Origin of the sequence: Pseudomonas sp. PB120 (assembly GCF_009761815.1) — a bacterium.
Lineage (GTDB): Bacteria > Pseudomonadota > Gammaproteobacteria > Pseudomonadales > Pseudomonadaceae > Aquipseudomonas.
In genome coordinates, this window is sequence record NZ_RWIN01000052.1 from 1 (window position 1) to 12543 (window position 12543).

At 55.7% G+C, this 12543-nt stretch carries 11 protein-coding genes; 7 read left to right on the plus strand and 4 right to left on the minus strand.

Features of this window, described 5'->3' with window-relative positions; genetic code table 11:
* The 7 genes from EJA72_RS11965 to EJA72_RS11995 all read left to right on the plus strand — a co-directional run.
* Positions 1-1277, plus strand: a 1277-nt coding sequence (locus EJA72_RS11965) for an RHS repeat domain-containing protein (protein ID WP_178129320.1), incomplete at its 5' end; no start/stop codon positions are given.
* Positions 1278-1284: 7 nt separating this feature from the next.
* A complete protein-coding gene (locus tag EJA72_RS11970) occupies positions 1285-1695 on the plus strand; it encodes a hypothetical protein (RefSeq protein WP_157711668.1) in 411 nt (136 codons plus the stop codon).
* Between the two features lie 651 nt (positions 1696-2346).
* On the plus strand, positions 2347-2529 hold the full coding sequence (locus tag EJA72_RS11975; protein WP_157711669.1) for a hypothetical protein: 183 nt from the start codon (positions 2347-2349) through the stop codon (positions 2527-2529).
* 6 nt (positions 2530-2535) lie between these two features.
* Positions 2536-3021: a hypothetical protein gene (locus EJA72_RS11980; protein ID WP_157711670.1), complete on the plus strand. Its 486-nt coding sequence runs from the start codon at positions 2536-2538 to the stop codon at positions 3019-3021.
* Between the two features lie 384 nt (positions 3022-3405).
* Positions 3406-3816: a hypothetical protein gene (locus EJA72_RS11985; RefSeq protein ID WP_157711671.1), complete on the plus strand. Its 411-nt coding sequence runs from the start codon at positions 3406-3408 to the stop codon at positions 3814-3816.
* 500 nt (positions 3817-4316) lie between these two features.
* Positions 4317-4640 carry a hypothetical protein gene (locus EJA72_RS11990; RefSeq protein ID WP_157711675.1) on the plus strand — a complete coding sequence of 108 codons (324 nt, stop codon included), beginning with the start codon at positions 4317-4319 and terminating at the stop codon, positions 4638-4640.
* 390 nt (positions 4641-5030) lie between these two features.
* Positions 5031-5867, plus strand: coding sequence for a 23S rRNA (adenine(2030)-N(6))-methyltransferase RlmJ (locus EJA72_RS11995; RefSeq protein WP_157711672.1), 837 nt, complete (start codon positions 5031-5033; stop codon positions 5865-5867).
* Positions 5868-6027: 160 nt separating this feature from the next.
* Here the strand turns inward: EJA72_RS11995 and msrA are convergent, their stop codons facing one another.
* The 4 genes from msrA to EJA72_RS12015 all read right to left on the minus strand — a co-directional run.
* Positions 6028-6675 carry a peptide-methionine (S)-S-oxide reductase MsrA gene (gene msrA / locus EJA72_RS12000; protein ID WP_157711676.1) on the minus strand — a complete coding sequence of 216 codons (648 nt, stop codon included), beginning with the start codon at positions 6673-6675 and terminating at the stop codon, positions 6028-6030.
* Between the two features lie 205 nt (positions 6676-6880).
* A complete protein-coding gene (locus EJA72_RS12005; protein WP_157711673.1) occupies positions 6881-9574 on the minus strand; it encodes a GGDEF and EAL domain-containing protein in 2694 nt (897 codons plus the stop codon).
* Between the two features lie 313 nt (positions 9575-9887).
* Positions 9888-11282, minus strand: a complete 1395-nt coding sequence (locus EJA72_RS12010) for an alkaline phosphatase D family protein (protein ID WP_157711674.1) — start codon at positions 11280-11282, stop codon at positions 9888-9890.
* A gap of 270 nt (positions 11283-11552) precedes the next feature.
* Positions 11553-12543 (minus strand): 2-oxo acid dehydrogenase subunit E2 (locus tag EJA72_RS12015; protein ID WP_178129321.1); only part of this gene is annotated, 991 nt, incomplete at its 5' end.

Here is a 12543-nt window from a genome sequence, read left to right on the forward strand (position 1 = left end):
AAAGCTTCGCCCACGACCCGGCCGGCAACCTGCTGATGCAGGACCGCCCCGGCGCCGCAACCGTCAAAGGCAACCGCCTGCTGATGCAAGGCGACCGGCATTACGACTACGACGCCTTCGGCAACCTCATCCGCGAACGCCGTGGCAGCGGGCAACAACTGGTCACCGAATACACCTACGACTGCCAGCACCGATTGGTCGGCGTCACGTTGCCGGATGGGCGTTGCGCCAGTTACCGCTATGACGCCTTCGGCCGCCGCATCGCCAAAACCGTCGACGGCAAAACCACCGAGTTCTTCTGGCAGGGCGACACCCTCGTCGCCGAAAGCAGCCGCACGCATTACCGCAGCTACGTCTACGAACCGGGCAGCTTCAAACCGCTGGCCATGCTCGACGGCAAAGGCCCGCGAAAGGCGTGCCCGTTCTACTACCAACTCGATCACCTCGGCACGCCGCAAGAGCTGACGGATTACAGCGGCGAGATCGTGTGGTCGGCGAAGTACAACGCCTACGGCAAAGTCACGCAGTTAGCCTTCGGCGGCGGCGAACAACTTGAGCAACCGCTGCGCTTTCAGGGCCAGTACTTCGATAGCGAGAGCGGCCTGCATTACAACCGGCATCGGTACTATGATCCGCAGGTTGGACGGTACCTGACGCCCGACCCGGTCAAGTTGGCGGGTGGGCTGAATCAGTATCAATACACGCCGAACCCGACGGGGTGGATTGATCCGTTGGGGTTGAGCGGGAATTGCCCGCAGTCGGGTAAGGCGGGGTGTGGGGCGCCGGATGATACGACTGGCGTTAGAGTGGATGAGGGTGGGCCTGAGTTACCGAGGCCTAAGTTAAGTGCTGCGAAGCTTGCCGAGAAAGAAATCAGACGGTTGGATAAAAGCCAGCGCATGCATATGGTGGGGAAACACAGTCCAGCGGTACCCGATGCCAAATGGAAGAAGCGAGCTATTGATGGTACTGACCCTATTACAGGTAGGACACCTCGGGATAGGAAAGGAAATCCCAGCTCCAGGTTTCATAGTTGGGAACTTATGCTCAAAGCCTACCACCTGGGAACCACGCGGACGGAACAAGGGCTAACACGTTTTACGGGAAAAGATTCTCAGAATGCCGATGTTGTGAGGATGAGGCTTTCTGGTGCGGGAGAGGGTTATATGCCTAATCCAAAGTCGAAAAATAATCCGAAATTAATTCAAATGGATAGGTTTGAAATGAAATTCGATCCTGTAACTGGCGTGCCGTTTACGCTCTATCCAATTAAATAGGTGAGAAATGTTTATCGATCCTGATGACGGACAACCATACCTCCCGACACCCGCTTTTTTCTTGGGGGGCGTTGATATTTATGATCGTGAAGAAACGCTGGGGGAAGCTCTTGAAAAACTTGATCCTAATGACCCAGCTAATAGAGAAGAGATAATACTTAAGTACTGCTTGCCTACAAGAAAGTCATACCGGCATAAATTTTTGATTTATAAGAGTTTGGAGAAGGCTCTTCAGGACGAAAAATATGATTTTCAGTCATTGCTGGCGTATGACCCAGAAGCATATTCGTCTTTCCCTTGTGGTTGGGATGAGATGGAAAACACCAGAGTTTTTTTTGAAGATATTTTTCGATTGGCAACTGTTGAGTGGAAAGAAGATCTTCAAAAGGCCAGCCTTGAGGATCAAGCGACTTGGTGAAACCACTACTATTTTTGGGGCCGATGGATTTTAAGACCACCTCGCGCTCAATTCGCGGGCAAGCCTCGCTCCTACAGGGTTGAGGTTGTTTCCCATTTTTGGCGGCAGGCCTCGGACCTGTAGGAGCGAGGCTTGCCCGCGAAGGCGGTCTTACAGGCTACGAAATTTCCGGGCAAGGTCGTCGGAAGTTTCCTTCAAGTTGTAGCAAGCAAAGGGGGCGGATGTGTTTTTTGCTGTCAACTTCAAAGGTGTTGTTGGTATTAGTAAGGGTAGCAAATAAGTCTGTCCTCTTTTCGATCAGAGGGGGCGGAAAGATAAACTTGCCAAGCCCATGCTAAGCGACGAGTCGAAGAATTTGAGTAAAAGTACGACATATGCACTGTCGCAAAATACAATACTGAAATATTTGATGAGATTTAAAAATAGAGGTCGATTGATAGCACTTCCCCAACAAAAAAATGGGTAAGGGGTCGCGTAAATTTATGGCCCTAGTTTAAGATTTGGTCGCTAGGTGCTGAGTTACGGGTTTATGATCCAAGTCAGGTAAGTGGCAGAGAAAAAATTATTAGATGAAATGTATTACCTAAATTCGAACGTTTGCCTTTTAGACATAGATTTTTATTGTTTGAGGTTTTATAGGAGTCTCTAAAATTGCCATATTTTGATTTCGCTACTGAGTTTGAGGCAGATTACGATGCGAACGATTCTTTTGCGTGGGAAGTGACAGAGCTAGAAGACCCTCTTGGGCTTTTTGAAGATATATATAGACTGGTCGGCGAAGAGTGTGAGGGCGATCTTCAAAAAGCTAGTCTTGAAGATCAGTCTGGTTGGTGACTTGCAGTGTCTGAGGATATAACGCGAGAGTTGATTTTGGAATGGGCGTACAACGGCGTCGTTATTGATATGTATGAAAGTGGCGATGATGGTGATGCTGCAATTTTTGAAAGTGCAGTAATGAGTATTTTTGGTGCGAAGGGGTTGCTAGAGTTTGCTGCAGATCCAAAATGCCCGAGTAGGTTGTATTTTGCTGGATTGTTGTCGCATTCTTTTTTATGGATGTTTAGGGGTGGTACTAAGTTGCCTTTTTATTTTTCTAGGTTTCGAGGGATTATGTCGAGAGATGAATATAGGCAAGAGCTTGTAAGACGTGAAGATGAAATATATGAGCTTTGTTTGGTTCTGGATAGTATGAGAGTTATTCATGAGCCTGCAATTCAGTCTCTATACAAGCAGGTGCTGGATTTTAGACATGATCAACGCGAAAGTGGCTCTAGGTTCTACTACGAGTGTCGCTCTAGATTGGATCTTCAGTTGTTTGAGTACTAAATTTTTTGGTTCGTCTTGTTTTATTGTCGCATTCCCATATGTCCGCTTTTGTTTTGTTATGGAAGTGTCGATTAGTGCTTAAAGAGGGTATGGGAAGCAATGGGGTGGATGTGCTTTTTTGTTGTCAACTTAAAAGGTGTTGTTGGTATTAGTAAGGGTGGCAAATAAGTCTGTCCTCTTTTCGCGGACTACCTCGTTTCACAGGAAAGAATAAAGAGGAAAACGATATTGTCAGAATGAGGCTTCCGGGTGCTGGTGAAGGGTATAAATCCAATCGCAGATCGAAAAAAAATCCGAGGCTTATTGGATTGGATGGTTTTGAGTGAAATTTGATTCTGAAACGGAAATTCCATTTGCGTTATATTTAATTAGGTAGAGTAAAAAATGCTTGTCGATATTGGAACAGGGCAGCCGTATATCCCTACGCCTTCTTATTTTTTTGGGTGCTTTGATATTTATGATCGGGAAGAAACTTTAGGGGAGGAATTGGAGAGATACAACCCCAATCATCCTGCGGATAGGGAGGAGTTAATTCTTAAATATTGCCTATCTAGGAAGCGGTCATACAGGCAAAGATTTTTACTTTATAAATGTCTTGAGAATGCTCTCCAAGATAAAAACTATGATTTTCAGTCGTTGCTGGCGTATGACCCTGAAGAATATTCGTCTTTCCCTTGTGGTTGGGATGAGATGGAAAACACCAGAGTTTTTTTTGAAGATATTTTTCGGTTGGCAACTGTTGAGTGGAAAAAAGATCTTCAAAAGGCCAGTCTTGAAGATCAATCAACTTGGTGAAACCACTACTATTTGTGGGGGCGATAGATTTTATGACCACTTCGCGCCCAATTCGCGGGCAAGCCTCGCTCCTACAGGAAGGAGGTTGTTCCCATTTTTGGCGGCTGGCCTCGAATCTGTAGGAACGAGGCTTGCCTACGAAGGCGGTCTGACAGGCTGCGAAATTTCTGGGCAAGGTCGTCGGAAGTTTCCTTCAAGTCGCGGCGGTTTCCATGAACTGGTTTGAAAGGTGTTCCATCGATAGTCTTTGGCAGTCACTGAAAACTCAGTGGCGGGGTGTAGGAACCCTTCAAAAGTCGTTGGAAATGTATTGGCGTCGAAGCTTGGTTTGCGGCCGTTAACGTGCGTCCGTAAGATCAGTTGCGGCGGTTGTGCGCGGGCACGTTTCGGCGTGGTCGAGTTTTCCAAAGGCCTCGATATTCCTACCCCGCGCATAACTGCCACCCCAGCCTGTAGGAAGGCTGATGGCAGTTCCTATTTACTGCCTATGGAATTTGAAAATGAAAACTCTTCACCCCGACCCACCCTACGAAAAACCAATCCCCCACCCCGAAAACCGCTTCATGGCGCTCACCAGCAATTGCAGCGACATGCCCACCCTGTTCGTCGATACCCAAGCCCCGCTCGATGTTTTGTATGACGCAGCCAGCTATCGAATTCGTGCCGTTACCCAAGTGCTGGAGAACCTGTCGATGCGGGGTTCGATTGAGTGTGAGTCCTTCATTCTCAGTGACTTTGCGTTGCTGTGTGCCATTCCGTTGCGCGATGGGTGTGATGTGCTGGATGTGGTAGGGCGGCGGTTGCGGGCTAGATCTGCGGATTAGTGCCTGGTGGGACCTGTGGTGAGGGGATTTATCCCCGTTCGGCTGCGTAGCAGTCGTAAGTTGGGCGATGCGGTGTGTCAGGTATTCCCGGTTGTCTGGTTTTGGGGCTGCTTCGCAGCCCAACGGGGATAAATCCCCTCGCCACAGGGTTTGTGTAGGGTAGGGGAATTGTGGGGGCAGGCGTGATGCGGTGTGTCAGGTATTCCCGGTTGTCTGGTTTTGGGGCTGCTTCGCAGCCCAACGGGGATGAATCCCCTCGCCACAGGGTTTGTGTAGGGTAGAGGAATTGTGGGGCCAAGCGGTTTGGAGGGTGTCAGTGCCCGCTCGGCTGTGAGGTCCTGACGGCCAGCCCGGTACAAGGTAAACTTCCCGGCCTTCGCAGGAGCAATCATGAATTATCGTCACGCCTTCCATGCCGGCAATCACGCCGATGTGTTCAAACACCTGACCTTGACCCGCCTCATCGCCCTGATGTCGCGCAAGGAGCAGCCGTTTGCCTATCTCGACACTCACGCCGGCATTGGTCTGTATGACCTGCAGGGCGATCAGGCGAGCCGTACCGGTGAATACCTGGAAGGCATCGCGCGGTTGTGGGATCAGCCGGATCTGCCGGCGCTGACCGCCGATTACATGAAGGTGCTGCACGACATGAACCCGGATGGCCAGTTGCGCTATTACCCGGGTTCGCCGGAGCTGGCGCGGCGTCTGACGCGGCCGCAGGATCGGGTGATGCTCAACGAGAAGCACCCCGAGGACGGTGTGTTGCTCAAGGACAACATGGCCGGCGACCGTCGCGTGAAGGTTCACTTGGGCGAAGGCTGGCATGTGCCGCGTGCGATGTTGCCGGTGCAGGAGAAGCGCGCGGTGATGCTGATTGATCCGCCGTTCGAGCAGCTTGATGAGATGCAGCGCTGTGCGGCGTCGCTGAAAGAGGCGATTGGCCGGATGCGTCAAACCGTGGCGGCGATCTGGTACCCGGTGAAGGATCAGCGCATGTTGCGGCGTTTTTATCAGGACCTGGCCGGCACGGGCGCGCCGAAGTTGTTGCGGGTGGAGTTGTTGGTGCATCCACTGGACACGCCGAGCAGCTTGAACGGTTCCGGGTTGGCGATTGCCAATCCGCCGTGGGGGCTGGAAGAGGAATTGCGTGAATTGCTGCCGTGGTTGTCCCAGAAGCTTGGGCAGACCCAGGGTGGGTGGCAGATGGATTGGTTGATTGCCGAGTAAGCAGAACATGTGTGGCGAGGGAGCTTGCTCCCGCTGGGGCGCGGAGCGGCCCTGACATCAGCGACCGTGTTCTTTCAGAAAGAACCCGGATACCGATTTTACGACTGCTTCGCAGCCGGGCGGGAGCAAGCTCCCTCGCCACAGGTACTGTGTTGATCTGTCAGATCGGGCAGGTCACGCCTGTACCGCCAATCCCGCAATACCCTTCAGGGTTTTTCGCCAGGTATTGCTGGTGATACGCCTCGGCGAAGTAGACCGTCGGCGCTTCGTCGATTTCGGTGGTGATGGTGCCTTTGCCGGCCTTGGTCAGTTCGCCCTGGAACACCTGCGCGCTGTGCTTGGCGGCGGCCAGCTGGGTCGGGTTGGTGGCGTAGATCACCGAGCGGTACTGAGTGCCGATGTCGTTGCCCTGGCGCATGCCCTGGGTCGGGTTGTGCAATTCCCAGAACATCTTCAGCAGCTCGTCGTAGCTGACTTTCGCCGGCTCGTAGACCACCAGTACCACTTCGCTGTGGCCGGTCAGGCCCGAGCAGACTTCTTCATACGTAGGGTTCGGTGTGAAGCCGCCGGCGTAACCCACTACCGTGCTGACCACGCCTTCGCGCTGCCAGAAGCGGCGTTCCGCGCCCCAGAAGCAGCCCAAGCCGAAGATCGCGAAATCCACGTCGGTGACGAACGGGCCCAGCAACGGGGCGTCGTGCACGAAGTGTTTTTCCGGCAGGTTCATTGGGGTTTCGCGGCCAGGCAGAGCTTGTTCTTTAGTCGGGAGCACGTTTTTGTTCACCAGGATTTCCGAGCGCAGAACCATCATCAGTCCTCTCAGTCAGGTTGGAATGTTGGGAGTCAGGTCGCCAGTTTGCCGAATGCCGACCGGTTACGCACTACCCTTGTAGGAGTGAGCCTGCTCGCGATAGCGGTGTGTCAGTCAGAATCTACGTCACTGATACACCGCCATCGCGAGCAGGCTCACTCCCACAGGGGTTAGGGTGTTCCACTGGGATTTGCAGGGTGCTTCAGACGAGCGGGCCGCGCGGATAGCGTCTGAGCTTTTCGATCAGCTCGGAGCCCGGGATTGGCCGGTCGAACAGGTAGCCCTGGCCGACGTCGCAACGGTGGCGGCGCAGGAAGGCCAGCTGCTCGGCGGTCTCGATGCCCTCGGCCACGACCTTGATTTTCAGGTTGTGGGCCATGGCGATCACCGCCGAAGTGATTTCCATGTCGTCCTGGTTGTCCGGGATTTCGTGGATGAAGCTGCGATCGATCTTGATGATGTCGATCGGGAATTTTTTCAGATAGCTCAGCGACGAGTAGCCGGTGCCGAAGTCGTCCATGGCCAGGGTCAGGCCGAGGCGCTTGAGCTGGTCGAGCTGCAAGTGGGTGTCTTCGGTGGCTTCCAGCAGCAGGCCCTCCGTCAACTCAAGCTCCAGCAGGTTCGCCGGCAGCGCTTCTTCCTTGAGGATGTTGGCGATCGAGGACACCAGGTCCGGGTCGGAGAACTGTTTGGGCGACAGGTTGATCGCCACTTGCAGATTGCCCAGGCCGGCGGCGGTCAGGTCTTTGCTCATGCGGCAGGCCTGACGGGCGATCCATTTGCCGATCGGAATGATCAGGCCGGTTTCTTCGGCGACGCTGATGAACTGGTCCGGACGGATCATGCCTTTTTCCGGATGGTTCCAGCGCAGCAAGGCTTCCATCCCAAGCAGGCGACCGCTGCGCAGGCAGAGCTTGGGTTGGTAGAACACGTCCAGTTCGTTCTGGGTCAGGGCGCGACGCAGGTTGTTCTCGACAAACAGCTTGTAGCTGGCCTCGGCGTTCAACGCTTCGGTGAACACCTGCACCTGATGTTTGCCGTTGGCCTTGGCCTTGTGCAGCGCAAGCCCGGCGTTACGCATCAGGGTTTGCGGGTCGCGGCCATGCAGCGGCGCGCAGGCGAGGCCCACGGAACCGGTGACGCTGATCAGTTGGTTGTCGACGAACATCGGCTTGTCGAGGGTCATCAGCAGCTGGTTGGCAACTTGCTGGCCGGTGTGCAGGTCCGTGTTGTCCAGCAGCACCGCGAACTCGTTACTGGCGAAGCGCGCCAGGCTACCGCTGGGGATCAGACTGTTGCGCAGGCGTCGGGCCAGACTGATCAGCAGTTTGTCGCCGGTCTGGTGGCCGAGGCTGTCGTTGATCCGCTTGAAGTTGTCGATGTCCACCAGCAGCAGGCTGATCGGCGTATCGCTGTCTCGGGCGAAGCGCTCGTCGAGGTTGCGGATGAACGCCGGACGGTTGCCGAGGTTGGTCAGGTTGTCGGTGTAGGCCAGGCGTTCGATGCGTTGTTGCGCGAGCTTGGTCTGGGTGATGTCTTCGTAGATGCCGATGTAATGCGTCAGCTCACGGTTATCGCCATAGACCTTGGAGATCGACAACTGGCCCCAGTAGGGTTCCAGGTTTTTGCGCCGGCTCTTGAATTCACCCTGCCAACTGTTGCTCTTGGCCAGCGCCGAGGGCGCGTCGAACAGCAATTCGCTGAGGTTCTCCAGCGCCGGCAATTCTGACAGCCGCTGGCCGTGGACTTCTTCGGTGGTGTACTGGGTGATCGCCGTGAAGCTCGGGTTGACGTACTCCACCACGCCGTCGCAATTGACCAGCAGAAAGGCGTTGGCGCTTTGTTCGACCGCCCGCTGGAACAGGTGCAGCGCGCTGGTGGCGGTGCGGCGGTTGTGGTTGTTGATCACTTGGGCGAACTGGTCGGCCAGCTCGCCGGCGAAGGCGATTTCATCCGATTGCCAGGCGCGGGTCACGCCGGTCTGTTCCAGGCAGAGCACGCCGACTACTTGGCCATCGACCCGGATGCTCGCGTCGAGCATGGCGTTCACATCGCGCGGGCGCAGGTGTTCGGCCATTTCCCGGGTGCGCGGGTCGCGCATGGCGTTGTGCGCATCGATGGCGCGGCCGGTGTGCAAGGCGTCTAGGTAATCGGGGAAGCCACTGACGTCGATCGACTCCGGCAGCAGGTATTCCTGGGCGGTGCGGTGATAGGCCGAGATCGGCACCAGCATCGAGCCTTCGAGGTTCCACAGGCTGGCGCAGTCGATGTTGTAGATGTCGCAGGCACTGCGGGTGATCAGCTCGGCCGCTTCCTGCAAAGAATTGTTGCTGCTGTAGCGCTGGCGGGTCAGCAACAGGATCAGGTCCTGTTGAGCGCGCATCCGTTCCAGGTGCAGAAGCTGTTCCTGCTGGGCGCGCTGATTGAGTTCCAGGGCGATTTGCAGGCTCGAATTCTGGCTTTCCAGGTCCTGGCTCGGCAGCATTTGCCCACCGTCGAACAGGCCGTCCACGACCATGAGGTAGCCGCGCAACAGGTGCCGATTGTGTTGACGGTAGGACTCGCCGAGTTCCAGCAGGTTCAGGGGGCCCTTCGCGGTGTGCAGCGTGTAGCGGATCAGGTAATGCGGGCTGTTGCTGAGTTGTTGCTGGATCGCGTCGTGCAGTTGATAGCGCGCTTCGGGCTCCATCAGGCTGGCGTAGGGCGAGTCCACCAGGGCACACAGCTCCACGGCGGCCAGCCCAAACTCGCGTTCGCAGTTGGGATCGAGAAACAGCAGCGCCCAGCTAACCTCATTCAGCCGTTCGAAACGCAGCATGCCGAGCCGCGAGGGCACAGGCAACTGCGTCACTACCTCGGCCACCATACGGCTGGCGGCATCGGGTTGGCTTTTCATTAAGGGAAACTCGCTTCGAATATGCTGATCGCGCCGGGCTCTCGCCCTCTTTACTGTTGTCTGCGGCAAGGTTGCATCATTGCAGCACCGACTGACAAGAGACATGAAGGCCAAGTGCTATAAGAATATGTCGGCAGGAGAATGGATTTCTTCAATTAGTGGCTAAAAGTAATGGTTTAAATTGAATATTCGGATTTGAATATTGAACTGTGGCGAGCGAGCTTGCTCGCGCTGGGCTGCGCAGCGGCCCCAAAATCTTGTGAGCGCTGCGCACTCAAGCGGGAGCAAGCTCCCTCGCCACAGGGAAGCGGACTTACCTTAAAGGGATGCCGGTCGACTGCAAAAGCTTGCCGTCCCGGTCGTGGTAATTCACACGAATCTGCTGCGCCTCGACCACCAAGTGCGCGAAGTTGTCCTGACTGATCACCTCGCTGGTCAGTTCATGGCGATAGTCGCCTGCGGCTGTTCGGGCCAGGGGTTGATCGAGGGTGAAGGTGGACGCCTTGGCATAGGGCAGCAGTTTGCTATTGCACAAGGGCGAAGAGACGATAGTGTGAACCTCCATTTCCGAGTCCTCGCTGTGGGTCAGCCGACTGGTCAGGGAGCCATGGACATCGCCGGAAATGAAGATCACGTTCCTGATCCGGTGTGTGCGAATGGTCTCCAGCAAGCGCAACCGTTGTTCGGGAAAGGCCTGCCAGGCGTCATCACCCAGGCGTTTGCGGTCGGGGAAAAACATGACGCTGGTGACCACGAATTTGACCCGGGCCGGGCTGTGGATCAACCAGTCACACAACGCCTGTTCCTGTTCGGTATCAAGGATGCGCCGATCGCGGTTGGCGAGATTGCGCCGGGTGCGACTGTCGGTGACAAACCACTCGAGATCGCCATTGGCGAACTGGTACCAGTATTTTTTCAATGGCTGGCCGTGTTGTTCCGGGGTCGTTGATTCGTGGGCGGGACCGTGACTGACCTGGTACAACTCATAGGCTGCCATTGCATTTTTGTATAAGTAGTCATCGTAACGGCTTTTGTTGGCTGGCCAGTTATCTTCGATTTCATGATCATCGAGAATCATGTAAGTCGGCACACCGGACATTAACTGGGTGATGTGTGGCTGGGAGAAGGCCGTGCGGTACTTGGCGAGGATGTCCTGGTATTCACGGTCGGGGGCGAGGAAGTTCAAGTCATCGACGTAGACCTGGTCGCCGGTCATCAACATGGCGCTGATCGGCGGTGTGCAATGCTGTGCCAGGCTGGATATGGACGCAAAGATTCGGTCCCCCAGGTGCGGAGCCCATGGCACACCGCCGGTCATGCCCAGGTAACGACAGGACCCGACGATGTAGCCCCGTGGCGTGGTGGCCTGGTCTGACTGTGTGCGCATGCGGTACACCTCCCGCGGCCATTGCAGCGGCAACTCTTGCACGGTTTCTACCGTGTGCATCGGGTTCATGGGGCTGAACCAGCCGGCTTGATAGTCGTATTCGGTATCGGCGGCCAGACCATCGAGAATAATAACGTCGGACATGTCGCGCACTTCCGACAGTCGTTTGAAAGTCCCTTTATCCCAGTGCTCTTCGCCGTGGCGTCGATAACGAATGCCGGCAAATACCAGCGCGTCTTTTTGAAACTTTCCGCGCACAAATATGCGGGCTTGATCCGTTGTTGTGTGGCCAATAATCGGCCCGACAGTTGGCTTGAACATATTCGAGTCCATTCACTATTTAATTGATTCAACGTAAGCGGCTTATTGACTGTTTAATGCAGTCCTGGGCCTAGGCTAGTTATTGAGCTCCAAAAAATACCGAGCCGAAATGGACTAAGGTTGTGGGCGATATCAGCCACAAATGTAGGAAGGCAACCAAAAACATCGGGCAAAAAAAAGCCCCGCCAAATTGGCGGGGTTGAGGTACGAGCGTGGCGCTCGGAAACGTGGAACGCGAACGGCCCTCCGGTGAAGGAGGGCCGGCCGGTGTTACAGCAGGATGGTGCGGATGTCCGCCAGCAGGCTGCTCAGACGCTGGGTGAAGCGTGCGGCAGCGGCGCCGTTGATCACACGGTGATCGTAGGACAGCGACAGTGGCAGCATCAGCTTAGGCTGGAAGGCTTTGCCGTCCCAGACTGGCTGGATGGTTGCCTTGGAAACACCGAGGATCGCCACTTCCGGCGCGTTGACGATCGGCGTGAAGCCGGTGCCGCCAATGTGGCCGAGGCTGGAAATGGTGAAGCAGGCGCCTTGCATGTCGTCAGCGGTGAGCTTCTTGTCGCGGGCCTTGGCAGCCAGTGCCGCCGCTTCAGCCGCCAGTTGCAGCAGGCTCTTCTGGTCGACGTTCTTGATGACCGGTACCAACAGGCCTTCAGGGGTGTCGACGGCGAAGCCGATGTTGACGTACTTCTTGCGGATGATCGCCTTGCCGCTTGGGGCCAGCGAACTGTTGAAGTCCGGCAGTTCCTTGAGCAGGTGCGCGCAGGATTTGAGCAGCAGCGGCAGGATGGTCAGCTTGACGCCAGCCTTCTCTGCAACGGCTTTCTGAGCGATACGGAACGCTTCCAGCTCGGTGATATCAGCCGAATCGAACTGAGTCACGTGCGGGATGTTCAGCCAGCTGCGGTGCAGGCTCGACGCGCCGATTTGCATCAGGCGAGTCATCGGCACTTCTTCGGTTTCGCCGAAGCGGCTGAAGTCCACGACCGGAATCGGCGGGATGCCCGCGCCGCCGGTTGCAGCGCCAGCAGCGGCCGGTGCTTCCTTGGCCTTCTGCATCATGGCTTTGACGTAAACCTGAACGTCTTCTTTCAGGATACGACCGTGCGGGCCACTGGCACCGACAGCGCTCAGCTCGACACCGAACTCACGGGCCAGTTGGCGTACAGCCGGGCCTGCATGAACCTTGGCGCCAGGCTTGGCCGGGGCCGCAACCGGGGCGGCAGCAGCAGGTGCGGCGGCGGCAGGAGCAGCAGCGGCT

What these genes read in the sequence shown, in the direction of transcription:
- EJA72_RS12010 (WP_157711674.1), bottom strand. Translation starts at nt 11,282, where the DNA reads ATGTTCAAGCCAACTGTCGGGCCGATTATTGGCCACACAACAACGGAT.
- EJA72_RS11995 (WP_157711672.1), top strand. Translation starts at nt 5,031, where the DNA reads ATGAATTATCGTCACGCCTTCCATGCCGGCAATCACGCCGATGTGTTC.
- EJA72_RS11990 (WP_157711675.1), top strand. Translation starts at nt 4,317, where the DNA reads ATGAAAACTCTTCACCCCGACCCACCCTACGAAAAACCAATCCCCCAC.
- EJA72_RS11970 (WP_157711668.1), top strand. Translation starts at nt 1,285, where the DNA reads ATGTTTATCGATCCTGATGACGGACAACCATACCTCCCGACACCCGCT.
- msrA (WP_157711676.1), bottom strand. Translation starts at nt 6,675, where the DNA reads ATGGTTCTGCGCTCGGAAATCCTGGTGAACAAAAACGTGCTCCCGACT.
- EJA72_RS12005 (WP_157711673.1), bottom strand. Translation starts at nt 9,574, where the DNA reads ATGAAAAGCCAACCCGATGCCGCCAGCCGTATGGTGGCCGAGGTAGTG.
- EJA72_RS11985 (WP_157711671.1), top strand. Translation starts at nt 3,406, where the DNA reads ATGCTTGTCGATATTGGAACAGGGCAGCCGTATATCCCTACGCCTTCT.